General features: G+C 53.3%; 22 protein-coding genes and 1 pseudogene. 5 read left to right on the top strand and 18 right to left on the bottom strand.

The window, feature by feature from the left end:
- Positions 1-18: 18 nt before the first annotated feature.
- The 6 genes from odhB to sdhC form a co-directional block, all read right to left on the bottom strand.
- A complete protein-coding gene (gene odhB / locus LOZ86_RS06730; RefSeq protein ID WP_039482744.1) occupies positions 19-1,245 on the bottom strand; it encodes a 2-oxoglutarate dehydrogenase complex dihydrolipoyllysine-residue succinyltransferase in 1,227 nt (408 codons plus the stop codon).
- 15 nt (positions 1,246-1,260) lie between these two features.
- On the bottom strand, positions 1,261-4,068 hold the full coding sequence (sucA, locus tag LOZ86_RS06725; protein WP_039482747.1) for a 2-oxoglutarate dehydrogenase E1 component: 2,808 nt from the start codon (positions 4,066-4,068) through the stop codon (positions 1,261-1,263).
- A 275-nt stretch (positions 4,069-4,343) separates the two neighbouring features.
- Entirely contained in the window at positions 4,344-5,060 is a 717-nt protein-coding gene (locus LOZ86_RS06720; protein ID WP_039482749.1) for a succinate dehydrogenase iron-sulfur subunit, read from the bottom strand.
- 16 nt (positions 5,061-5,076) lie between these two features.
- Entirely contained in the window at positions 5,077-6,843 is a 1,767-nt protein-coding gene (sdhA, locus tag LOZ86_RS06715) for a succinate dehydrogenase flavoprotein subunit (RefSeq protein WP_039482751.1), read from the bottom strand.
- Positions 6,843-7,190, bottom strand: a complete 348-nt coding sequence (gene sdhD, locus LOZ86_RS06710; protein ID WP_010284997.1) for a succinate dehydrogenase membrane anchor subunit — start codon at positions 7,188-7,190, stop codon at positions 6,843-6,845. The genes sdhA and sdhD overlap by 1 nt, the downstream gene beginning before the upstream one ends.
- Positions 7,184-7,573 (bottom strand): succinate dehydrogenase cytochrome b556 subunit, encoded by a 390-nt coding sequence (gene sdhC / locus LOZ86_RS06705; protein WP_039275597.1) that lies wholly within the window; start codon positions 7,571-7,573, stop codon positions 7,184-7,186. Before sdhC ends, sdhD begins: the two co-directional genes overlap by 7 nt.
- A 652-nt stretch (positions 7,574-8,225) precedes the next feature.
- On the opposite strand from sdhC, the gene LOZ86_RS06700 reads away from it, so the two are divergent.
- Positions 8,226-9,512, top strand: coding sequence for a citrate synthase (locus tag LOZ86_RS06700; protein ID WP_230242980.1), 1,287 nt, complete (start codon positions 8,226-8,228; stop codon positions 9,510-9,512).
- A 57-nt stretch (positions 9,513-9,569) separates the two neighbouring features.
- Here LOZ86_RS06700 and LOZ86_RS06695 read toward each other — a convergent pair whose 3' ends face one another.
- The 10 genes from LOZ86_RS06695 to LOZ86_RS06650 form a co-directional block, all read right to left on the bottom strand.
- Positions 9,570-9,995 carry a bleomycin resistance protein gene (locus tag LOZ86_RS06695; RefSeq protein ID WP_039482756.1) on the bottom strand — a complete coding sequence of 142 codons (426 nt, stop codon included), beginning with the start codon at positions 9,993-9,995 and terminating at the stop codon, positions 9,570-9,572.
- 15 nt (positions 9,996-10,010) lie between these two features.
- Positions 10,011-10,802: an endonuclease VIII gene (gene nei, locus LOZ86_RS06690; protein WP_039482757.1), complete on the bottom strand. Its 792-nt coding sequence runs from the start codon at positions 10,800-10,802 to the stop codon at positions 10,011-10,013.
- Positions 10,803-10,845: 43 nt separating this feature from the next.
- A complete protein-coding gene (pcp, locus tag LOZ86_RS06685; RefSeq protein WP_095698879.1) occupies positions 10,846-11,493 on the bottom strand; it encodes a pyroglutamyl-peptidase I in 648 nt (215 codons plus the stop codon).
- 29 nt (positions 11,494-11,522) lie between these two features.
- Complete coding sequence (gene pxpA / locus LOZ86_RS06680) at positions 11,523-12,260, bottom strand: 5-oxoprolinase subunit PxpA (protein WP_039482761.1); 738 nt, start codon at positions 12,258-12,260, stop codon at positions 11,523-11,525.
- Positions 12,250-13,194 (bottom strand): 5-oxoprolinase subunit PxpC, encoded by a 945-nt coding sequence (pxpC, locus tag LOZ86_RS06675; RefSeq protein ID WP_039482763.1) that lies wholly within the window; start codon positions 13,192-13,194, stop codon positions 12,250-12,252. The genes pxpA and pxpC overlap by 11 nt, the downstream gene beginning before the upstream one ends.
- Positions 13,188-13,844, bottom strand: coding sequence for a 5-oxoprolinase subunit PxpB (pxpB, locus tag LOZ86_RS06670; RefSeq protein ID WP_039482765.1), 657 nt, complete (start codon positions 13,842-13,844; stop codon positions 13,188-13,190). Before pxpB ends, pxpC begins: the two co-directional genes overlap by 7 nt.
- Before the next feature lie 156 nt (positions 13,845-14,000).
- Positions 14,001-14,744, bottom strand: a complete 744-nt coding sequence (locus LOZ86_RS06665; RefSeq protein WP_039482768.1) for a type 2 GTP cyclohydrolase I — start codon at positions 14,742-14,744, stop codon at positions 14,001-14,003.
- Positions 14,737-16,215, bottom strand: coding sequence for a deoxyribodipyrimidine photo-lyase (gene phrB / locus LOZ86_RS06660; protein WP_230242977.1), 1,479 nt, complete (start codon positions 16,213-16,215; stop codon positions 14,737-14,739). The genes LOZ86_RS06665 and phrB overlap by 8 nt, the downstream gene beginning before the upstream one ends.
- 21 nt (positions 16,216-16,236) lie before the next feature.
- Positions 16,237-17,196 (bottom strand): YbgA family protein, encoded by a 960-nt coding sequence (locus LOZ86_RS06655; RefSeq protein ID WP_039482775.1) that lies wholly within the window; start codon positions 17,194-17,196, stop codon positions 16,237-16,239.
- Positions 17,197-17,468: 272 nt separating this feature from the next.
- Positions 17,469-17,675: a YbfA family protein gene (locus tag LOZ86_RS06650; protein ID WP_039482777.1), complete on the bottom strand. Its 207-nt coding sequence runs from the start codon at positions 17,673-17,675 to the stop codon at positions 17,469-17,471.
- 265 nt (positions 17,676-17,940) lie between these two features.
- Here LOZ86_RS06650 and LOZ86_RS06645 point away from each other — a divergent pair.
- Positions 17,941-18,090 (top strand): annotated as a pseudogene (locus tag LOZ86_RS06645) (winged helix-turn-helix domain-containing protein); the annotation flags it as partial.
- 82 nt (positions 18,091-18,172) lie between these two features.
- Positions 18,173-18,601 carry an EamA family transporter gene (locus LOZ86_RS06640; protein WP_010309405.1) on the top strand — a complete coding sequence of 143 codons (429 nt, stop codon included), beginning with the start codon at positions 18,173-18,175 and terminating at the stop codon, positions 18,599-18,601.
- A 202-nt stretch (positions 18,602-18,803) separates the two neighbouring features.
- Here LOZ86_RS06640 and pgm read toward each other — a convergent pair whose 3' ends face one another.
- Together pgm and seqA are read right to left on the bottom strand one after the other, a co-directional pair.
- The gene (pgm, locus tag LOZ86_RS06635) at positions 18,804-20,447 is read right to left on the bottom strand and encodes a phosphoglucomutase (alpha-D-glucose-1,6-bisphosphate-dependent) (RefSeq protein ID WP_039319251.1); all 1,644 of its coding nucleotides are present in this window, start codon (positions 20,445-20,447) and stop codon (positions 18,804-18,806) included.
- 47 nt (positions 20,448-20,494) lie between these two features.
- On the bottom strand, positions 20,495-21,034 hold the full coding sequence (gene seqA, locus LOZ86_RS06630; protein WP_039482782.1) for a replication initiation negative regulator SeqA: 540 nt from the start codon (positions 21,032-21,034) through the stop codon (positions 20,495-20,497).
- A gap of 398 nt (positions 21,035-21,432) precedes the next feature.
- Here seqA and ybfF point away from each other — a divergent pair, with 398 nt between their 5' ends.
- A complete protein-coding gene (ybfF, locus tag LOZ86_RS06625) occupies positions 21,433-22,200 on the top strand; it encodes an esterase (RefSeq protein ID WP_039482784.1) in 768 nt (255 codons plus the stop codon).
- A gap of 289 nt (positions 22,201-22,489) precedes the next feature.
- Positions 22,490-22,771 (top strand): LexA regulated protein, encoded by a 282-nt coding sequence (gene ybfE, locus LOZ86_RS06620; RefSeq protein WP_010285457.1) that lies wholly within the window; start codon positions 22,490-22,492, stop codon positions 22,769-22,771.
- Positions 22,772-22,815: the final 44 nt, after the last annotated feature.

The following is a 22,815-nucleotide window of genomic DNA, read 5'->3' as shown; positions in this document are numbered from 1 at the left end:
GAGAGCCTATCTGTCGGACTAAACGTCTAACAGCAGACGCGCTGGATCTTCCAGCATCTCTTTCACTGTCACCAGGAAGCCAACGGACTCACGGCCGTCGACCAAACGGTGATCGTAAGACAGCGCCAGATACATCATCGGCAGAATAACGACCTGGCCATCAACCGCCATCGGGCGATCTTTAATGGCGTGCATGCCCAGAATCGCACTCTGCGGCGGGTTGATGATCGGGGTAGACATCAGAGAACCAAAAACGCCGCCGTTGGTAATCGTGAAGTTACCGCCCAGCAGTTCTTCAACCGTCAGTTTGCCGTCACGGCCTTTCACAGCCAGGTCTTTGATACGCTTCTCGATGTCGGCCATGCCCAGCGCATCCACATCACGCAGCACTGGCGTAACCAGACCACGCGGGGTAGACACCGCGATGCTGACATCGAAGTAGTTGTGGTAAACCACATCTTCGCCATCAATAGACGCATTCACTTCTGGATAACGCTTCAGTGCTTCGACCACGGCTTTGATGTAGAAGGACATGAAACCCAGACGCACACCGTGACGCTTCTCAAATGCGTCGCCGTACTGCTTACGCAGATCCATGATTGGCTGCATATTGATTTCGTTGAACGTCGTCAGCATTGCCGTACTGTTTTTCGCTTCCAGCAGACGTTCTGCAACACGCTTACGCAGACGCGTCATCGGTACGCGTTTTTCGCTGCGCGCGCCCAGAGCGGGTGCCGGAGCAGCAGCAGGCGCTTCGGACTTAGGCGCTTTACCAGACTCTTTCTTCTGGGCAGCCAAATGTTTATCCACGTCTTCACGAGTAATTCGACCGCCTACGCCGCTGCCTTTGATAGCAGAGGCATCGAGATCGTGCTCTGCAATCAGACGGCGAATCGCCGGGCTGAGCGCATCGCTGTTCTCTTCTTCCAGACCAGCCGTATGGCGCTGTGACGGTGTTGATTCTTTGCTCTGTGACTTCTCGCTGGTTTCTTTACCAGAGCTGTCGCCACGACGAATGCGGCCCAACAGTTGGCGAGACGTTACCGTAGCACCTTCCTCTTCCAGTATGGCATCCAGGATGCCCGCTTCAGTGGCAGGAACTTCCAGCACAACTTTGTCAGTTTCAATTTCAACCAGTACTTCATCGCGCTGAACGCTATCGCCTGGTTTTTTATGCCAGGTAGCAACAGTGGCGTCAGCGACGGATTCAGGCAGGTCGGGTACATGAATATCTACGCTACTCATTATCTATCCTTTTATTTAATTAACGTTCAGCGCGTCATCGACCAGATCTTGCTGTTGTTTCTGGTGTACGGACATATAGCCAACGGCGGGTGATGCAGACGCCGGGCGTCCTGCGTAACGTAAAGAAGCCCCAAACGGAATCACTTCACGGAAATGGTGCTGACTGCAATACCAGGCTCCCTGATTCAGCGGCTCTTCCTGACACCACACGAAATCGTGAACATGGGCAAACGATTCCAGCGCAGCGTGAACGGCCTGATGCGGGAACGGATAAAGCTGTTCGATACGGACGATCGCGACATCTTTTTGCTCGTTCTTGCGACGCTTTTCCAGCAAATCATAGTAGACCTTACCGGAACAAAGCACGACACGCTTCACGGCTGCCGGATCTAATTCTTCTACTTCACCAATCGCCGGCTGGAAGGAACCATTTGCCAGTTCATCCAGTGAAGATATCGCCAGCGGATGGCGCAGCAGAGATTTTGGTGACATGACCACCAGCGGACGGCGCATACCGCGCAGCGCCTGACGGCGAAGCATGTGATAAACCTGTGCTGGCGTTGACGGAATACAAACCTGCATATTTTGCTCAGCGCACAATTGCAGATAACGCTCCAGTCTAGCAGACGAGTGCTCTGGGCCCTGACCTTCGTAACCGTGCGGCAGCAGCATGACCAGACCACACATACGGCCCCACTTCTGCTCACCAGAGCTGATGAACTGGTCGATAACAACCTGCGCACCGTTGGCGAAGTCACCAAACTGCGCTTCCCAGATGGTCAGGGTGCGCGGTTCTGCGGTCGCATAGCCGTATTCAAACGCCAGAATCGCCTCTTCAGACAATACGGAGTCCCAAACATTGAACTCGCCCTGCCCGTTATGCACATGGTTCAGCGGCGTGTAGCTGGAACCATTTATCTGGTTATGCACCACAGCATGGCGATGGAAGAACGTACCGCGACCGCTGTCCTCACCAGACAAGCGAATCGGAATGCCTTCATCGACCAGCGTGGCGTAGGCCAGCGTTTCTGCCCCGCCCCAGTCAAATGGTTTGTTGCCCGCCGCCATTTCGGCACGGTCGGTATAGACCTTGGCAACACGAGGATGGATTTCAATCCCTTCTGGCACTTCACTGATACGTTTCGCCAGTTCCTGCAAACGTTTCATTTCCGTTGCATGCGGATAAGGTTCATCCCACTCATGGTTCAGATACGGCGTCCAGGTAAAGGACTGCATATCCATCTGACGCCATTCTTCCACCACGCATTCACCGGCATCCAGCGCATCGCGGTACAGGTTGACCATTTCGGTGGCATCTTCCTGCGTAATGGATTTTTCCTGCTCCAGACGATCGGCGTATACCTTACGCGGCGTCGGGTGTTTCTTGATCTTCTGGTACATCATCGGCTGCGTTGCACTTGGCTCGTCAGCTTCGTTATGACCATGACGGCGATAACAAATCAGATCGATGAACACATCACGTTTGAAGGTATTACGGAAATCCAGCGCCAGACGCGTAACAAATGCCACCGCTTCCGGGTCATCTGCGTTAACGTGGAAAATCGGTGCCTGCACCATTTTACCGATATCGGTACAGTACTCGGTGGAACGGATATCCAGCGGGTTAGACGTGGTGAAGCCGATACGGTTGTTGATAACAATACGCAGCGTGCCGCCAACTTCGTAGCCACGCACCGTCGACATATTCAACAGTTCCTGAACCACACCCTGACCACTAACAGCCGCATCGCCGTGAATGGTGATTGGCAGAACACGTGGGCCACTCTGGCTATTCAGACGATCGAGACGTGCACGTACCGAGCCCGTCACTACAGGACTGACAATCTCCAGGTGCGATGGGTTGAACGCCAGCGCCAAATGCACCAAACCGCCAGCAGTCTCGAATTCAGACGAGAAGCCCTGGTGATATTTCACGTCACCGGTGCCCAAGTGTTCTTTATGCTTACCGGCAAACTCGTCGAACAGATCCTGAGATTTTTTGCCCAATACGTTGATTAGCACGTTGAGGCGGCCACGGTGTGCCATCCCCAATACCACTTCGCGAGTATCGTTTGCACCCGCATGGCGAATCAGCTCTTTCAGCATCGGAACCAGTGCATCACCGCCTTCCAGCGAGAAACGCTTGGCACCAGGATATTTGGCACCCAGATACCGCTCCAGCCCTTCAGCTGCGGTTAACTCTTTCAGGAAACGACGTTTCTCTTCCAGAGAGAATGACGGCTGCCCCATTACGGATTCGATACGCTGCTGGATCCAACGCTTCTCTTCCGTGCTGGTCATATGCATATATTCCGCACCGATAGAACCGCAATAGGTGCGTTTCAGCGCGTCATACAGATCTTCCAGCTTCATGGTGTCTTTGCCGATGGCGAAAGACCCCACGTTGAAAGATTCCTGTAGGTCATCCTGCGTCAGGTTGTGGTAATCCAGATCCAATTCTGCAACGGGTTCCTGCGGACGCAGGAAGATCGGGTCCAGGTTAGCTTGCTGATGCCCACGGAAGCGGAACGCATTGATCAGCTGTAATACCTTGACCTGCTTGACATCAAGATCGGGATCGGTGACTGACGAGGTAAAGCGCGAAGCGTCTTTCGCCAGACGGCGGAAATATTCACGCGTTTTGGAATGGAGTTGATCCGGTTTGACCCCACTCGTAGGCAATTGCTGGAAGATCGAGCGCCAGCTATGTTCGATCGAGTCAGGATCGGTTAAAAAATCTTCATAGAGTTGCTCTATGTAGGACTGATTCGCACCCGCCAAATAGGAGGAATCCAGCCAGGCCTTCATCGCGCCGTTCTGCATCATGATCCCTTAAGCTAATAAGCTTCAGTTTTCGCCGTGGTTAACATGTAATTAGTGTCCGTATATCGTTCGCCGTACAAACGGTTCACTTGTCGTACTTCGGTACGCGCTTAGGGTATCCATCCCCCCTAAGGAACCTTTAAAAACCGGTTCTGGCACGTAAGCCGGTTTTTAAAGGTTTCCTGCGCTCCCTCTGAAGAATAGCAACTTCAGAGGGAGATACATGTTTTACTACTTAATCTTTATGCAATAACACGTTACGTGCTGATTATCCGTTACGCGCTGCGGTGCAACAGCATCGACTTAATATGACCAATAGCCTTGGTCGGGTTCAGCCCTTTCGGACACACGCTGACGCAGTTCATGATACCGTGGCAGCGAAAAACGCTGAACGCATCGTCCAGATCGTCCAATCGTGGCTGACTTTCCGTATCACGACTGTCAATCAGGAAACGGTACGCCGCCAGCAGCCCCGCAGGCCCAACAAACTTGTCCGGGTTCCACCAGAACGATGGGCAAGACGTTGAACAGCAGGCACACATGATGCATTCATACAACCCATCCAGTTTGGCACGTTGTTCTGGCGATTGCAGATGTTCGCGCGCCGGCGGATTTTTCCCATTATTCAACAGGTAAGGCTTTATTTTCTCATATTGAGCATAGAACTGCCCCATGTCCACTACCAAATCACGCACAACCGGTAATCCCGGTAAAGGACGGATAACAATTTTGCTTTTTCCACGCTGTAACGCGGAAACAGGCGTAATACAGGCCAGCCCGTTTTTACCGTTCATGTTAACGCCGTCAGAACCACAGACGCCCTCACGGCAGGAACGACGAAATGAGAGCGTCGGATCCTGTTCTTTCAGCAGCATCAGCGCATCCAGCAACATCATGTCGCGGCCTTCTTCTGCCTCTAACTGATAATCCTGCATCCGCGGAGCATCATCAACATCCGGGTTGTAACGATAAATAGAAAATTCGAGTTTCATCGTTTGATCTCCGCAATTAATAAGTACGTATTTTCGGCGGGAACGCCGGACGCAGTTTAGGCTGCATGTTCACCTCACGGCGCGTCATGCTGTCGGTTTGCGGCAGATACAACGAATGGCACAGCCAATTTTCATCGTCGCGCTCTGGGTAGTCGAAGCGACTGTGCGCGCCACGGCTTTCGGTACGGAAGTTAGCCGATACCGCTGTCGCGTACGCGGTCTCCATCAGGTTATCCAGCTCCAGACACTCGATACGCTGGGTGTTGAACTCGCTTGATGTGTCATCCAAACGCGCATTTTTCAGGCGTTCACGAATCACTTTCAGCTCTTCCAACCCTTTCGCCATCGCATCGCCTTCGCGGAAGACCGAGAAGTTATTCTGCATGCAGGATTGCAGCGCCTTGCGGATTTCAACCGGATCTTCCCCTGAACGGGTATTGTTCCAGCGGTTCAGACGATCGAGAGAGGCTTCAATATCGGATTCGCTGGCATCACGGCTTTCGCCCTGCTCGTTCAACGACTCTTGCAGGTGAATACCCGCTGAGCGACCGAATACCACCAGATCGAGCAGCGAGTTACCGCCCAGACGGTTAGCACCATGAACCGAGACGCAGGCAATTTCACCCACGGCAAACAGCCCTGGAATCACCACATCTTCGCCTTTCTCATTCACCGTCAACGCCTGACCGCTCACTTTGGTCGGAATACCGCCCATCATGTAGTGGCAGGTTGGGATAACAGGAATCGGCTCTTTCACCGGATCGACGTGAGCAAATGTGCGGGACAGCTCCAGAATGCCCGGCAGACGGGATTCCAGAACATCTTTACCCAGATGATCTAATTTCAGCTTGGCGTGTGGTCCCCACGGACCTTCACAGCCACGGCCTTCACGAATTTCGATCATAATGGAACGGGCAACAACGTCACGGCCAGCCAGATCTTTCGCGTTTGGCGCATAACGTTCCATGAAGCGTTCACCGTGCTTGTTCAGCAGATAGCCGCCTTCACCACGGCAGCCTTCTGTCACCAGCACACCCGCACCAGCAATACCGGTCGGGTGGAACTGCCACATTTCCATGTCCTGCAACGGAACGCCCGCACGCAGTGCCATGCCCACACCGTCACCGGTATTAATGTGTGCGTTGGTGGTGGACTGGTAAATACGGCCTGCGCCGCCAGTTGCCAGCACGGTCGCTTTCGCTTTGAAATAGACCACTTCACCGGTTTCGATACAGATCGCCGTACAGCCGACAACCGCACCATCCTGATTCTTCACCAGATCGAGGGCGTACCATTCGGAGAAGATAGTGGTGTGATTTTTCAAGTTCTGCTGATACAGCGTATGCAGCAGTGCATGACCAGTACGGTCAGCCGCAGCTGCGGTACGCGCAGCCTGCTCGCCGCCAAAATTCTTGGATTGACCACCGAACGGACGCTGATAAATGCTGCCATCATCCAGACGGGAGAACGGTAATCCCATGTGTTCCAGTTCCAGAATCGCTTCCGGGCCGGTTTTACACATATATTCAATCGCGTCCTGATCGCCAATGTAGTCCGACCCTTTTACGGTGTCGTACATGTGCCATTCCCAGTTGTCCTCATGGGTGTTGCCCAGCGCAACGGTAATACCGCCCTGCGCAGACACAGTATGGGAACGGGTTGGGAACACTTTCGATAACAGGGCACAGGACAGGCCCATTTGGGAAATTTGCAGCGCGGCGCGCATACCTGCGCCACCCGCACCCACAACAACTGCATCAAATTCTCTGACTGGCAAATTCATCACGCACCCCACACCACAATAGTTCCATAAATGACGTACACCAACAGCGCTACGACAATCGCCAACTGTAAAGTCAGGCGTAAGGCCAGCGGTTTAATGTAGTCGGTCAGCACTTGCCACATCCCTATCCAGGCATGAACCAGAATGGAAAATAACGTTAGCAGTGTGAATACTTTGGTGAGAGCCATCGCGAAGAAACCACGCCAGATTTCATACGTGATGTCGCCAGCCGTAGCAATAAAACCAATAATATAAATTACATACAGAACAATGACGATGGCAGAAGCGCGAATCAGTAACCAATCGTGTACGCCATTGCGTCCTAACGCAGAAGCATTGCTTACCATACGAGGACTCCAGCCAGAATTGAAAGCACGACAGTAATAATAAAGGAGATATTTGCAGAACGCTTACCTGCGGCAAGGTCTTCTTCTATATAACCAAAATCCATCAACAGGTGACGTATACCACCAACAATGTGATAAGCCAACGCGACGAGGATGCCCCAAACGATAAACTTGACGATGAAGCTATCCATAATTTCCGCAGCGCGCAGGAACCCTTCCTCTGAAGAAAGAGAAGTGCCTAACAGCCACAGTAAAATACCGACAGCGACAAAGGTGATAACGCCGGAGACGCGGTGAAGAATAGATGCTATCGCAGTAACGGGAAACTGGATCGTCTGCAATTCCAGATTGACAGGTCTTTGTTTTTTCACGGATTTGCCCACACAGCTTTTATTATTGTTTCTTCCTCCGGGCCTGATGTGAGGTCAGACAGCATGAAAGTTACAGCCCTGGAAAGTGGGTTTATGATACGCGCTCAAACATCGACATTCCGGTGTCTAAACAGCGCATGATCCTTTCATACTGGGTGCTCCTACTGCAGGGTGATTCCGGAGACCTGTCGGCAGTATAGGTACTTCACATTCCCATTACAATTCCCATACAAACTGTTTGGTGACATTTGCCCCGAACAGTGATTTAGATCACGAACTTCACAATTTATATAAAATTAATTATCTAATTTGACAAAACTTCAACATTTCAATTACAACTAGGGGATTGAATTCCTTATGATGTGTTAAAGCACGACGGCGACACTTCCACACTGGCGTAACTTATGTAACAGTGAAGAGAGTCCACGTAAAAGTCATAGGTAATGACTACAATCTATTCAGAGCACCACTCATTTATCTGAATATCGTTAATTACCTGGAGAACGAATTTTTCATCCTGAATGCGGCTATCCGCCTTACTCTGTATCCTATTTGACGACTGTGTCACGACAGAGTTTCACCGGTCATTATCTGCCCGGTGCACAGGCATGACGGTATTTCTTCAGTGAAAATATTTAAAATTAAAGCGCTAAGGAGACTGTAAATGGCTGATAAGAAAGCAACTCTTACTCTAGAGGGTAAAGATCCAATTGAGCTAAATGTCCTATCAGGTACATTGGGGTATGATGAGATTGATATTCGTCCCCTCGGTTCTAAAGGTTACTTCACGTTTGACCCCGGCTTTACCTCTACCGCATCTTGCGAATCCAAGATTACCTATATCGACGGCGACGAAGGCATCTTGCTACACCGTGGCTTCCCGATTGCCCAACTGGCTGAAAAATCGAATTATCTTGAAGTTTGTTACATCCTGCTGTTCGGTGAAGTCCCGACGGTAGAACAGTATGAAACCTTCAAGACCACCGTGACGCGTCACACCATGATCCATGAGCAGATTACTCGTCTGTTCCACGGTTTCCGTCGCGATTCACATCCAATGGCCGTCTTGTGCGGCGTCACCGGTGCACTGGCGGCGTTCTATCACGATTCACTGGACATTAACATTGAGCGCCACCGCGAAATCGCGGCCTACCGCCTGCTGTCCAAAATGCCAACCGTTGCCGCGATGTGCTACAAATATTCACTGGGCCAGCCGTTTGTTTATCCGAAAAACAACCTGTCCTACGCGGGTAACTTCCTGCACATGATGTTCTCTACGCCTTGCGAAGATTACGTCGTGAATCCAGTGCTGGAACGTGCCATGGACCGTATCCTGATTCTGCATGCCGATCACGAACAAAACGCCTCGACGTCTACCGTGCGTACTGCTGGTTCGTCTGGTGCGAATCCGTTTGCCTGTATCGCCGCGGGGATCGCCTCGCTGTGGGGACCGGCGCACGGCGGCGCGAACGAAGCCTGCCTGCGTATGCTGGAAGAAATCAGCAGCGTGGAGCACATCCCTGCGTTTATCGAACGTGCAAAAGACAAGAACGACTCCTTCCGCCTGATGGGCTTCGGTCACCGTGTGTACAAAAACCACGACCCGCGCGCTACCGTCATGCGTGAAACCTGCCATGAAGTGCTGAAAGAGCTGGGCAGAAAAGACGACCTGCTGGAAGTGGCGATGGAGCTGGAGCATATCGCGCTGAACGACCCGTACTTCATTGAGAAGAAACTGTACCCGAACGTCGACTTCTACTCAGGCATCATCCTGAAAGCGATGGGTATTCCGTCTTCCATGTTTACCGTTATCTTTGCGATGGCGCGTACCGTGGGCTGGATTGCGCATTGGAGCGAAATGCACGCCGACGGCATCAAGATTGCCCGTCCACGTCAGCTGTATACCGGCTACGACAAACGTGACTTTGCATCCAATCTGAAACACGATTAATCCATTCAGTACATGCAAAAAGGCCGGATATCACATCCGGCCTTTTTTATAACGGTACTAAAGGGATGACTTACAACCTAAACTTTGCGTGAATCGCAATAAATAGCCATCTGGATCCTGTACCAGAAAATTACTTTCCCCGTGGTACACCTCATGATCGCGATACCAGCACGTTTCTACGGGTCTACGTAGCGTATAACCCGCACGTTCAATCGTCGCCGCCAGCGCCTGAGCATCCGGGCACTCAATCGATAAATTCATACCACGTCCAAACGGCGGTTCTAAAGGCTCCACACGCCAGGGCGATTCGGTTAAATAATCCTGTTCCAGCATCAGTTGGCTCCCATGAAAAGAAAGGAACGCGAACTTATCTTCAGGCCTGTCGTACTCAATCTGAAATCCCAAAACGTGGCAATAAAACGCCAGACTCTTTTGTAAGTCAGAGACAATCATTTCTGGAATTAACGTATTCATCTTGCGCATAAATCACTCACATTATTACTTCTGGCAGTGCGGGCACCAATAAAACGGGCGTGATGACAGCATCGTTCTTTCAACGATCCCACCGCAGCGCTCGCAGCGTTCCCCTTCTCGATGGAAAACTTTGAACGAAAAAATCGCCCCGTGATGCCGATTCTCATCAACGCTGCCGCGCGTGTTGTAGGACAAACGGGGAATCTCCAGCAGCGCTCGACTTAATGTCTGCAACTGTTCCTCATTCAACTGTGCTGCCGTGTGTTGCGGTGCAAGCTGTGCCTGCCAGAGAATCTCGACGCGCAGATAATTCCCCAACCCAGCGAGAAAAGCCTGATCCAGCAGCAGCCCACTGAACTGGCGACGGCGAAAACGCGGTAATAACAGACGCTCACATACCTGTTCCGGCGTCAGTGAGAGATCCAAGACATCAGGGCCAATACGTTGCAGGAAAGGATGCGTCGAGAGCGTCTCCGGCGTCAGCATTTCAATATCGGACGCACTGTAAAGCAGAATGGCGCGATCCTGCGTTTCCAGCCGGACGCGCAAATCCCGCTTCGTTTCTGGCGACTCACCGGCATGCACAACTCGCCACACGCCATACAGTTGATTGTGGCTATATAGCACCCGATCGTTGCTAAAATAGGTCAGTAGCGCCTTCCCTCGCGTTTCAATCTGCCTGACCTGCTGCCCGACCAATTCTGCCTCGTATGGCTTCAGTTCTGGAAACGCAAACCAAACACGCGTCAGCGTTTTTCCCACGACGGCCTCAACCAGCTTATCGGCCGCTCGGCGAATTTCCGGTCCTTCCGGCATACCTTACTCCCTGAAATTCAGACGTATTACGCGATTAACCAAACTAGTGCAGAGCACCGCCAGTAATCGCCACATCAACCTGCTGCACCAGCGACTGCTTGATCATCACCTCCAGCGCTGCCGTGACTAACGGCGTAGGCATGCTCGGTTCACCAGGGTGTCGCGCGGCCTGCTCCGGCGAATAGGGAATGTGAACGAATCCGCCGCGAACCACATCGCCCTGCTGATGCAACTGGTGTAAAAGCCCGTACATCACATGGTTGCAGACAAACGTCCCTGCGGTTTGCGACACTGACGCTGGAATGCCCGCTGCACGCAATGCCTGCACCAGCGCTTTCACCGGCAGCGTCGAGAAATATGCCGCCGGCCCCTTTTCCACCACTGGCGTATCAATCGGTTGGTTGCCTCGGTTATCCGCAATGCGGGCGTCATTAATATTAATCGCCACGCGTTCGACAGAAATATCAGCACGGCCGCCCGCCTGCCCTACCGCGATCACCACTTCCGGCTGCCATTCGGCTATCGCGCGGTAAAGCTGTTCCAGTGACAGATCGAAGACGCAAGATAAACGGCAGGCCACCACGCGCGCACCGCCAATTTCTCGCTGATGAAGTCCTTTTACCGCTTCCCATGAGGGATTAATCGCTTCCCCCTCAAAAGGTTCAAACGCCGTGATCAAAACGGTTTTCATCGGTTATCTCCGTCATACAAAAATAATGATTATGCCGCAGCAACCGCGATCTGATGCTGGCTAAAACAGTTACGCAATTTGCGGGCAAACAACAGCGCGTGTTGTCCATCACCGTGAATACACACGGTATCCGCCTGCACGTTCACCCAGGAACCGTCAATCGCTCTGACCCGCTGGCGTTGAATCATCTCCAGCGTCTGCGCCAGCGCCAGTTCATCGCTGTTAATCAAGGCTCCCGCCTGAGTGCGCGGCACCAGCGTTCCGTCAGGCAGATAGCAGCGGTCGGCGAACACTTCCTGACGCGTCTCCAGCCCCAGCCGCTGCCCAGCACGAATTAACTCGCTTCCCGCCAGACCGACTAAGCGCAACGCCGGATTCACCACCTTCACCGCCTTGGCTATCGCATCGGCCAGCGCCGGTTCGCATGCCGCCTGATTGTAAAGCATACCGTGAGGCTTAACGTGCGACAGCGTGCCCCCTTCAGCAGCGACAATCGCACTGAGCGCGCCAAGCTGATACACCATCTGGGCAAAGACAATTTCCGCAGGCACATTCATTGCCTTGCGGCCAAAATTTTCACGATCGGGAAAACTCGGGTGTGCGCCAAGCGCGACCCTATAACCGATACCCCAACGCACTGACTGACGCATGGTTTGCGCATCACCAGCATGAAACCCGCAGGCAATATTGGCTGACGTCACCAGCTTCAGCAGCGCTTCGTCATGCTCGCCCCCCTCACCCAGATCGGCATTCAGATCAATAATCATGCAGCCTCCACGCCAGTTGTTCGAGGTAGCGCCGCTGTTCTTCGGCCGCTTTTTGCGCCTGTGCCTGCGTACAGTGAATAAAATGTATCGGTTCACCGAGCCGGATTTGCGCTAAATGGAATAAATCGGCTTCGATCACCGTCGCAATACGCGGGTAACCGCCAGTTGTCTGCGCATCCGCCAGCAGTACGATAGGGTGACCATTGTGCGGAGCCTGCACGACGCCCGGCAGCAGCCCATGCGATGGCAGCTCGCGCGGTTTGCTACCCGGCAATGCGGCGCGCTGTAGCTCAGCACCCAGCAAACGGTAACCCATGCGGTTACTTTGCGGGCTCAGTTGCCAGGAAGTTCGCCAGAACAGCTCCTGCATCTCCTCACTGAATTCCTGATACTCCGGCCCCGGTAATGCCCGCACGCGGTTGCCGAACAACAGCTGCTTGATACCGACTTCTCGCGTCAGTTCACGAGTCGGCGTTCCTAGCGGAAGTTCATCGCCATCCATCAGCAAGCGTCCGTCAAAGCCCCCAAAACCGGCTTTCAAATCGGTACTGCGTGACCCGAGAACTTCCGGCACACCCACACCACCGGACAGGGCCAGATAGCTGCGCATTCCATTACGCGGCATGCGCATTTTCAACGTTTGCCCCGGCTTCACGGCGAAACGCCAGCCGGTCCAGAGCGGTTTGCCATCCAGGTCGGCATGGCAGTCCGCACCAGTCAGCGCCACCCAGCAGGCGGTGGTGAATGTTGCGGTAAACTTGCCCAGCGTAATTTCCAGCGCGGCAGCATTCTCCGCGTTGCCAACCAGCAGGTTCGCCATTGTCAGAGCAGGCAGATCGAGCGCGCCTGACTGGCTGATACCCAAACGACGAAAGCCGACGCGACCGCCGTCCTGCACCGAAGTATGCAATCCAGCATGGATAACCTTCAGCATACGCCCTCCTTCTGCGGCAGAAACCGAACGTTATCGCCAGGACGCAATAGCGTTGGCGGCATCGTTTTTGGATTAAACAATTTCAGCGAAGTGCGGCCAATCAACTGCCAACCGCCCGGCGTCGCCAGCGGATAAATCCCTGTCTGCGCGCCACCAATCCCGACCGATCCCGCCGGCACGCGCAGGCGTGGTTCGGCGCGACGCGGCATGTGTAGTTTTTCATTTAATCCGCCGAGATAGGCGAAGCCCGGCTGGAAGCCCAAAAAATAGACCACATACTGTGCGGCCGCATGTGCTTCCACAACCTGGCTCACTGTCAGGCCACTGTGCGCGGCAACTTCCGCCAGATCTGGCCCCGCCTCACCGCCATACACAACGGGAATATCGATATCGCGTGGGTCAAACACCAGAGATTCACTCTCTTCCCACCAGCGCTGCAAGCGTTCAATCGCATCCAGCGCCACCTGCTGCGGATGCGCCAACAGCACCGTTAGATTGTTCATGCCCGGAATCGCTTCCAGCACCTCTTCATGATGATTCAGGCGCTCGGCAAGCCCCCATATCCGCTGCTGGCTCTCCAGCGACATTGGCGGTTCCAGTTCCAGAACGACAGCCCTCTCGCCCAGAAGATAACACCGTGCTCGTTGCAATCTTTCCTCCTGAATCGCGTTTTATCCGTTATGGTGAACATGGCTAAATGATTAGCGTTGCTTACCGATATATTTTCTTCTCAACAACGAAGCAACAACGATGCCAATATCCAAAATGTGACATCATTCCTGTGCGATACCGCGACTTTCAACCCCTCACGCAGGGTTAGGAATATCAATAAATGTCACATCAAAACCATACTGTGCCGCCAGCCATTCGCCCAACGCTTTGATACCGCCGCGTTCGGTGGCATGGTGTCCGGCAGCAAAGAAGTGCAGCCCCATTTCGCGTGCGATATGAATCGTTTGCTCAGACACTTCACCGGTAATAAACGCATCGACCCCGAAGCGGGCCGCTTGTTCAATAAAGCCCTGACCGCCGCCGGTACACCAAGCCACGCGCTGTATCTGTTGCGGTGCATTATCCCCACAATGCAGCACGCTACGCCCCAGCCGTTTTTCTACACGGCGGCAAAAAGCGTCTGCCGTCATAGGCTGCGCCAGTTCGCCATACGGCACCAGCGGCTCGATCGCGCCCTGCACCTGAATCTCCAGCAGCGCCGCCAGTTGGGCGTTATTCCCCAGTTCCGGGTGTGCATCCAACGGCAAGTGATAGCTGTACAGGTTGATATCATTGAGCAACAGCGTTTTCAGTCGGTTACGCTTCATACCACAGACAATCTGCGGTTCGTTTTTCCAGAAGTAGCCGTGATGAACCAGAATCGCATCGGCCTGCTTTTCTACCGCCGCATCCAGCAGCGCCTGTGAGGCGGTTACGCCCGTCACAATGCGTTTTACGTCCGCACGCCCCTCAACCTGTAAACCGTTCGGTGCATAGTCCTGAAACGTCGCCGTACTCAGTTTCTCGTTAATGATTCTTTCCAATTCCACATTACGCATACTTACTGTTCTCTTTTCGATCGTTATCCGCCATACCGATATTTTTAGCCGCCTCAAACGCCGCCAGCGTATTCTGACGCGCGGTTTTATGGTCGACGATGGGCAGCGGATAATTCAGCTGATGGTGGTGTTTGTCAGCCCAGCGCTGGGGCTGATGAATATCTTTATCCGGCACGGCAGCTAGTTCGGGCAGCCAGTGACGAATAAACCGACCGTCAGGGTCGAAGCGCTCGCCCTGCGTTGTCGGGTTAAAAATACGAAAATAAGGTGCCGCATCGGTGCCGGTCGACGCCGCCCACTGCCAGCCGCCGTTATTCGCCGCCAGATCGCCATCCAGCAGTTGCGACATAAAGTAGCGTTCGCCTTCGCGCCAGTCGATCAGTAAATCTTTGACGAGAAAACTGGCACAAATCATACGCAGGCGATTGTGCATCCATCCCGTTTCATTCAGTTGACGCATCGCTGCATCCACGATCGGGTAGCCCGTTTTCCCCTGCTGCCAGGCGGCTAGATCCTCCGGTGATTCCCGCCATTTCACCCACTGCGTCCACGCGGTGAACGGTCGGTGTTTACACAGCTGCGGCCAGGACACAATCAGGTGGCGGTAAAACTCACGCCAGACCAGCTCGTTAAACCAGGTAAACGCTCCGCCTTCACGCCGTTCCAGCATATCCGGGCATTCGGCACGCAGACGGTTAAAGCATTGGCGCGGCGATACGACCCCAAGCGCCAGATACGGAGAAAGCTTGCTGGTGCCGGGCAGCGCCGGAAAATCCCGCTGTTGGTCATAATCCTGCACCTGCTCGCGGCAAAAACGGCGCAACTGCTGTAATGCCGCGCGTTCGCCGCTGGGGAAATCATCGCTATCCACCTCGCGCTGCGGGTAGCTGAACGGTGCCAGTTCCACGGTGTTATTGATCGGCTCACCGCGCGCGTCTGGTGCCGGTACGCACGTCGTATCCGACTCCAGCAGGCGTTTGATAAAGGCCTGACGAAAGGGCGTAAACACTTTATACATCTCACCGTTACCCGTCAGCACACTACCCGGCGGTAACAACAGGCTGTCATGATAACCGTGACAAACCACGCTATCGGCCAGCCGATCTTTCACCTGCTTATCACGCAGTCGCTCGTTGATTTCATACTGGTAATGGTAGAAAAGATCGGTAGCCTGCTGCTGCGCACAAAACTGTACCAGCCAGTCAACCGACGCCGCAAAGTCAGCACATTCATGGTAATGCAGCGGGATACCTTTCTCGGCCAGCGCCTGCTGCACCAGCGTCAGGTTCTCCAGCAGAAAGGCCGCCTGACGCGGTGCCATATCGTGCTTTTCCCACTGCGCAGGCGTGGCGATAAAGACGGCCAGCACGGTGGCGTTCGGATCCTGACAGGCCGCGTACAGCGCCAGATTATCGGTAACGCGCAGGTCGTTGCGTAGCCAGACTACATGTGTAACTGCATGCGTGGTCATGACATTCCTCGGGCGGTCAAACTAGTGTCCGTAACGCAGGCGTAATGCCTCGGGGTAAGGCTCAAAGTAACGCTGCTGAGCCAGATACGCATCGGGGTATTCCGCCATGTAATGTTTTAGCAACGTGATAGGTGCCAGTAGCGGCTGCAAGCCCTGTCGATAGCGATCAATGAGCTGCGCCAGTTCCTGTCGCTGCTGAGAATTGAGCTGGCGTCGGAAGTAGCCCTGCACGTGCATCAGCACATTGGTGTGGTTGCGACGCGTTGCAGGCTTCGACAACAGCTTCATCAACCGCTTCCGGTATTCAACGATGTAGTCTTCCAGCGATTCCCACTTATCGATCCCCGCAACAAACGGCCCCAGTTCGCGGTACTCCGGCTGGGAATGCGCCAACAGCAGGAGTTTATAGCGGCTATGAAAGGCAATCAGCGCGCCACGGCTCAGCCCGTTTTGCCATAGCTGATTCAGCTCGTGTAACGCATAAACGCGCTCAATGAAATTTTCCCGCAAGCCGGGATCTTGCAGGCGCCCGTCTTCCTCAACCGGTAGCCAGGGCATTTGCCGCATCAGCTCCTGCGTAAACAGGCCGATACCACTTTTACGCGCATCCTTTTGCGCTTCATCGTAAACCTTCACGCGCTCCATACCGCAACTTGGCGATTTGGCGCAGACGATATAACCGCATAAGTGCTGAAGCTGGCTGACTTTGTCAGCGGAAAACGCCGTCATCTGCTGGGTAACATCCAGCGGCGAACCATTGCTGGCACGCATCGTGATCTGGCTTTCCCCTTCTCGCACCAGCCTGAGGGCCGGACGCGGCACCGGTAAACCAATCGCCATTTCCGGGCAGACCGGTTCAAAACGAAAATAGGGAGCCAGTTGTTCTGCGGCAAACGTCAAACGCTTGTGTCCGCCATCAAATCGCACGGGATTACCGAGCAAACAGGCGCTGATACCAACAGGGATGAGTTCGAGCGTCATGATTTATCCTTACGCTTGTCATATATGGTTTGCCTTGATGGCATTCTGCAAACCCTCTGACCAGCATAGCGGATTTCACCACGATTCTGTGCAGTTACAGCGAAGAATAAAGTAATAAATCATGAGATTGGGGAGAAATAACGGAAGAGCATGCGGGAAGGGAAAAGGGTAAACCGCGTCAAAACAACCTTAAACCGATACTTCACCGGTTCATTTTTCATGTTTATCTGCCGAGGATGGCAGATAAACACGAGAGACCTTACGAGCTGGCCTTAATAAAAATCGCAGGCGGCAGCTTCGGACTGCGCCATCCAGACGGGTTTATCGCTGGTTTTCAGCCAGACGCGATGTAAATAGCTGTAAAAACGAGTCCGATCGCGGCGGAACAGCATCACCGGTAACGCCAGCACGCCGATAGCAATCACGGCAGCGCGACGCAGGAGAATACGGTGCAAGGGATAAGCAGTATAAAGCGACATAACGATCCTCCTCTGGGATAAGCACCTTTGTTCAGCGGCGCTTTTCATAACGATAAAATAAGAACTGTGACATTGGTTAAAATTTTACCGCCTTTTCTGAAAGTTTACTACTCATCTGACCAGTAAAAGATGAAATAATCGCCAATTTTTTCGTCATCATGTTATTAAGTTACAGTAACGTTAAAAACAAACTTACCATTAGTTAATTTATGGTTTTAGATTGGATCACTTCATTCCCTTTCTTCAGTACCCGCTTCTCACCGCTCTGACGCAGGTCTGGGGGCCGAACGCCGTCGAGCACAGCCACTATCTGTGTATTTATATGGGGTACCTGCGCCAGAAGCTGGAAAGCGATCCGGCAAGACCGCGCCATCTCTTGACTGAAACCTCTATCGGCTATCGTTTTATGCCGTAAAATCATCTTCCTGTATCAGGCAACGTCCGTGGAGAACCTCTCCCGTGGTACGCACCTGTCTTTTCTTCAGGAATACGCCGTCATGAGTAGTTGGTTAATTTACGCCTTGCTGTCTGCTGTGTGCGCCGCGATGGTCGCGATATTTGGCAAGATCGGTCTGCAAAATTTGGACGCCAATACGGCGACCGCGATTCGTGCCGTCATCATGGCACTTTTTCTGGTGGGAGTGGTGGTCGCACAAGGCAAACTGGCGCTGGTCGGTGAGGTCGTCGCCAATAAGAAAGCGCTGTTGTTTATTGTGCTCAGCGGCGTCGCAGGTGCGCTGTCGTGGCTATTTTACTTTGTCGCATTGAAGAACGGTAACGTCGCACAGGTCGCGCCGATCGATAAGCTCAGCGTGGTCTTCGCTGTCGTGCTGGCGGTCATACTGCTGGGAGAAAAAATTTCGCTGATGGCGGGAGCTGGCGTGGCGCTGATTTCCGTGGGAGCACTGCTTGTCGCATTGGGATAAAGGCGTTCTGCGGCGGTTGCTGATAAAGTCCGCTGAGCGGTGGTAGCGGATAGATCGTAAAGACGCTGTAAACACCTCCCTGTGCGCTCGGCTTGCGCCATCCCTGGCGCAAACGCTTTACTCTTCTATTCCGTTACCACCGTTCTCGTTCTGCAAATCGGTTTGTTAATCGTCTGAGGCGCTGCAAGCAGCGCCTTTTCACTTATTTAGCCGTTGCGAGTACCGCACTGACAATCTCTACCGCTTCTTTCTCAATTCGCTCGCGGTGTTCCGCCCCGAGGAAACTTTCACAGTAGATCTTGTAGGCTTCTTCCGTGCCAGAAGGACGTGCAGCAAACCAGCCGTTCTCCGTCATCACTTTCAGGCCACCAATCGATGCCCCGTTGCCCGGTGCAGCGGTCAGGCGTGCCGTAATCGGATCGCCCGCCAGCGTGCTGGCTGATACCTGTTCAGGCGACAGCTTGGACAGCACGGCTTTTTGCGCATGCGTCGCGGAAGCCTGGATACGGTTGTAGCTCGGCGCACCAAAGCGCTGTGCCAGCTCATCATAGTGCTGCTGCGGGTTTTTACCCGTCACGGCCGTAATTTCCGCCGCCAGCAAACATAGAATGATGCCGTCTTTGTCCGTCGACCACGGCGTGCCGTCGAAACGCAGGAAAGACGCCCCTGCGCTCTCTTCACCGCCGAAGCCAAAGCTGCCGTCATACAGGCCGTCAACGAACCATTTGAAGCCAACCGGTACTTCCACCAGCTTACGGCCCAAATCAGCCACGACGCGATCGATCATCGCACTGGATACCAGCGTTTTGCCGACAGCAACAGACTGTCCCCACTGTGGACGATGCTGGAACAGGTAGTTGATCGCCACCGCCAGATAGTGGTTCGGGTTCATCAGCCCAGAAGGCGTGACAATACCGTGGCGGTCATAGTCAGGATCGTTGGCAAACGCCAGATCGAATTTGTCACGCAGCGCCAGCAACCCAGCCATCGCGAATTCTGACGAGCAGTCCATGCGGATCACGCCGTCGTGATCCAGCGACATAAAGCGGAATGTCTGATCGACGGCATCGTTCACCAGCGTCAGATCCAGCTTGTAGTGCTCTGCAATTCGCTGCCAGTAGGCAATTCCGGAACCACCCAGCGGGTCGACACCCAGCTTCAGACCGGCGCGTTGGATCGCCGCCATATCCACAACGCTAGCCAGCCCTTCTACATAGGCCTGAACCAGATCCTGTTCATGGACGTGTCCGCTGTTCAACGCTTGATCCAGCGTAATACGCTTCACGTCACGCAGTTCATCTGCCAGCAACGCGTTCGCACGCGTCTCAATGACGCTAGTGAGGTTGGTATCTGCCGGGCCACCGTTCGGCGGATTATATTTGATCCCGCCATCTTCCGGCGGGTTGTGGGACGGCGTAATCACAATGCCGTCCGCCAGCGCACCGCCCTGACGATTGTGAACCAGAATCGCGTTAGACACCGCAGGCGTTGGCGTAAAACCATTATCCAACTGCACGATCACATCCACGCCGTTGGCAGCCAACACTTCCAGCACAGAGATAAACGCCGGCTCGGAGAGCGCGTGCGTATCTTTACCGACATAGCACGGGCCGCTGATACCTTGCTTTTTACGCTCTTCAGCAATCGCCTGCGCAATCGCCAGAATGTGCGGTTCATTAAAGCTATGACGCCCCGCGCTACCGCGATGGCCAGACGTACCAAATTTCACCGCGTGCGCTGTGTTGCCGACTTCCGGACGCAGCACATAATATTGTGACGTTAACTGTGCCACATTAATCAAATCGCTCTGCTGGGCAGGCTGTCCGGCCCTTGGGTGATTAGCCATTGGCGCTTCTCCCTAACGCTGTGGTTAGATAGATGGTTGATAAATAGTTAGATAGTGCCGCACACTTTTTCTGTCAGTTCTGCGGGGAACTGCATTGCCAGCATGATGTGTTCAACCATGCTGCGTTTACGACCGGTATTCGTGTTGGTGATCACCCAGTATGGCGTGCCCGGAATATGTTTGGGCTTGGTGTGTGTGCCATGCTGAAGCAAGGTTTGCTGGTCGCCCGCAAAATAGACGCGTGTGCGGCCATGAAGAGATTCTGTCGCGGCAGCAAATTCCTGCGGCGATAAGGTATACAGCGTGGACAAAACCAGCATAAAGCGATTAATGGCTTTATTCTGTTCAGCGTATTCATCCGACAGCAGCAGCTCACGCAGGGTTCGTACCCGATCGCGCGGGCTCGGTGCAGCGGCAGGCTGAGACGTCGTCGTTGTTGCGGCAGCCGCTACCGCAGGCGTTGCGACAGGCTGCCCGGCGGTAAATTTCAGCATGCGCCGTAAAATATCTGATGCGCTCTCACCAATATGCTGTGTGTGGCTGGCAATATAACGATAAAGCTCTTCGTCGACTTCAATAGTTTTCATCTTTATCCAGTGCTGTTTTTACCCATTATCATGCAAATTACAGAGACGTTCCCCTTCTGTAACCCGACATCTATGGGTAGATGACTCAAATCAAAAGGATTATACAGGCGTTCAAACATTATCGAACAGCGGCATAGTGGGACAATAGCAAAAGTCAGACTATGCCCCAATGCCTTTCACATCTCTTCAAGTGCTATCCCCGTCATACTTCAAGTTGCATGTACGTTGGCTGCGCTTACTCACCCGAATCACTTACTTGAGTAAGCTCATCGGGACTCCCTCGCTTGCCGCCTGCCTGAAACTCGAATTATTTAGGGTATGTATCGATTCCTTCGGTGACAACATTGATTCTAAAGTCATGATACCCTAACCCCATGTCTCTCTGAATGAACTTCACCATGAAATTGAATCATCGCTGGCAAAATGCGCACCAACCCACAGATAAACTTCCTGTCATCCTGATTCATGGCCTGTTTGGCACATTAGATAACCTTGGCGTATTGGGCCGAGATTTGCAAAACACGCGTGACATTCTGCAAATCGATTTACGCAATCACGGTTTGTCGCCACGTTCATCGCAGATGAACTACCCCGCGATGGCGCAAGATGTGCTGGCATTACTCGATGAACTGAACATCGAACGCGCTATTGTTATTGGGCATTCGATGGGCGGAAAAGTCGCCATGGCGCTCAGCGCACTCATTCCCGAACGGTTGGACAAGCTGGTCGCCATTGATATCGCACCGGTGGATTATCAGGTGCGCCGCCACGACACTATCTTTGCCGCACTGCGTGCCGTAACGGAAGCGGGCGTGACATCACGCGCCGAAGCAACAGCACTCATGCGCCAACATATAAAGGAAGACGGTGTGATTCAGTTTTTGCTGAAATCCTTCCAACAAGGAGAGTGGCGTTTTAACGTGCCAGTGCTGTGGGATGAGTACGAAAACATCGTTGGCTGGCAAGAGGTTCCGGCCTGGCAAGGGCCAATTCTGTTCATTCGCGGCGGCGATTCTCCCTATCTGGACGATTCCTACCGCGATTCACTGCTTCGCCAGTTCCCGGCGGCGCGTGCGCATGTGATCAGCGGCGCAGGTCACTGGGTTCACTCAGAAAAACCCGATGCGGTTTTGCGCGCTATCCACCGTTTTCTGGACACGAATTAACCAGACGATACCGACACTGGCGGATTCATGATAACGGCGGCAGTTAACCGTTGTCGCAGCCAGTGCGGCTAGGGTATGATGGCGCCCGCAGTAGAGGGACGGCTGATTCAGCCACAAGCATTGTAACCACTTCATCAAAATGCACGCATCACTTCCCAACATGTTTCACAGATAGAAAACCGCCACCTGACAATCCTGTAGCAGGGTGAGAATAGGCATCGATTTTATCTGTAGAACAAGACGGACAGCGCCGTGTATTTTGGTCCGAATACCTTGCAGTATATTACTTATGGCAAAAGAACAAACGGATCGCACCACACTGGATCTGTTCGCAGATGAGCGTCGTCCGGGCCGCCCCAAGACCAACCCGCTCACGCGTGACGAACAACTAAGAATTAACAAGCGTAATCAACTACGTCGCGATAAAGTTCGTGGGTTGCGCCGTGTTGAATTAAAGATTAACAGCGACGCCGTCGATATCCTGAACAGCCTTGCTGAAGAGCGGAACATTAGCCGCAGTGAATTGATTGAGGAGATGCTGCTGGCGCAGTTGGCCGAACAGCAATCCTGATCGACGTAACCTGATATTTATATAACGTAGTATTTAAATAACTT

The sequence above is a fragment of the Pectobacterium parvum genome (assembly GCF_020971565.1).
In the GTDB taxonomy this organism is placed as follows: Bacteria; Pseudomonadota; Gammaproteobacteria; order Enterobacterales; family Enterobacteriaceae; genus Pectobacterium; species Pectobacterium polare.
This window is presented reverse-complemented; position numbering and strand designations above follow the sequence as displayed.

Coding starts and splice junctions, on each gene's coding strand:
- pcp (WP_095698879.1), bottom strand. CDS start 11,493: ATGAAAACCGTTTTGATCACGGCGTTTGAACCTTTTGAGGGGGAAGCG.
- LOZ86_RS06720 (WP_039482749.1), bottom strand. CDS start 5,060: ATGAAACTCGAATTTTCTATTTATCGTTACAACCCGGATGTTGATGAT.
- LOZ86_RS06650 (WP_039482777.1), bottom strand. CDS start 17,675: ATGTCGCTTTATACTGCTTATCCCTTGCACCGTATTCTCCTGCGTCGC.
- pxpA (WP_039482761.1), bottom strand. CDS start 12,260: ATGATTATTGATCTGAATGCCGATCTGGGTGAGGGGGGCGAGCATGAC.
- pgm (WP_039319251.1), bottom strand. CDS start 20,447: ATGGCTAATCACCCAAGGGCCGGACAGCCTGCCCAGCAGAGCGATTTG.
- sdhD (WP_010284997.1), bottom strand. CDS start 7,190: ATGGTAAGCAATGCTTCTGCGTTAGGACGCAATGGCGTACACGATTGG.
- LOZ86_RS06695 (WP_039482756.1), bottom strand. CDS start 9,995: ATGCGCAAGATGAATACGTTAATTCCAGAAATGATTGTCTCTGACTTA.
- LOZ86_RS06665 (WP_039482768.1), bottom strand. CDS start 14,744: ATGCGTAATGTGGAATTGGAAAGAATCATTAACGAGAAACTGAGTACG.
- odhB (WP_039482744.1), bottom strand. CDS start 1,245: ATGAGTAGCGTAGATATTCATGTACCCGACCTGCCTGAATCCGTCGCT.
- sucA (WP_039482747.1), bottom strand. CDS start 4,068: ATGCAGAACGGCGCGATGAAGGCCTGGCTGGATTCCTCCTATTTGGCG.
- seqA (WP_039482782.1), bottom strand. CDS start 21,034: ATGAAAACTATTGAAGTCGACGAAGAGCTTTATCGTTATATTGCCAGC.
- LOZ86_RS06700 (WP_230242980.1), top strand. CDS start 8,226: ATGGCTGATAAGAAAGCAACTCTTACTCTAGAGGGTAAAGATCCAATT.
- ybfF (WP_039482784.1), top strand. CDS start 21,433: ATGAAATTGAATCATCGCTGGCAAAATGCGCACCAACCCACAGATAAA.
- LOZ86_RS06640 (WP_010309405.1), top strand. CDS start 18,173: ATGAGTAGTTGGTTAATTTACGCCTTGCTGTCTGCTGTGTGCGCCGCG.
- ybfE (WP_010285457.1), top strand. CDS start 22,490: ATGGCAAAAGAACAAACGGATCGCACCACACTGGATCTGTTCGCAGAT.
- sdhA (WP_039482751.1), bottom strand. CDS start 6,843: ATGAATTTGCCAGTCAGAGAATTTGATGCAGTTGTTGTGGGTGCGGGT.
- LOZ86_RS06655 (WP_039482775.1), bottom strand. CDS start 17,196: ATGACGCTCGAACTCATCCCTGTTGGTATCAGCGCCTGTTTGCTCGGT.
- nei (WP_039482757.1), bottom strand. CDS start 10,802: ATGCCGGAAGGACCGGAAATTCGCCGAGCGGCCGATAAGCTGGTTGAG.
- pxpC (WP_039482763.1), bottom strand. CDS start 13,194: ATGCTGAAGGTTATCCATGCTGGATTGCATACTTCGGTGCAGGACGGC.
- phrB (WP_230242977.1), bottom strand. CDS start 16,215: ATGACCACGCATGCAGTTACACATGTAGTCTGGCTACGCAACGACCTG.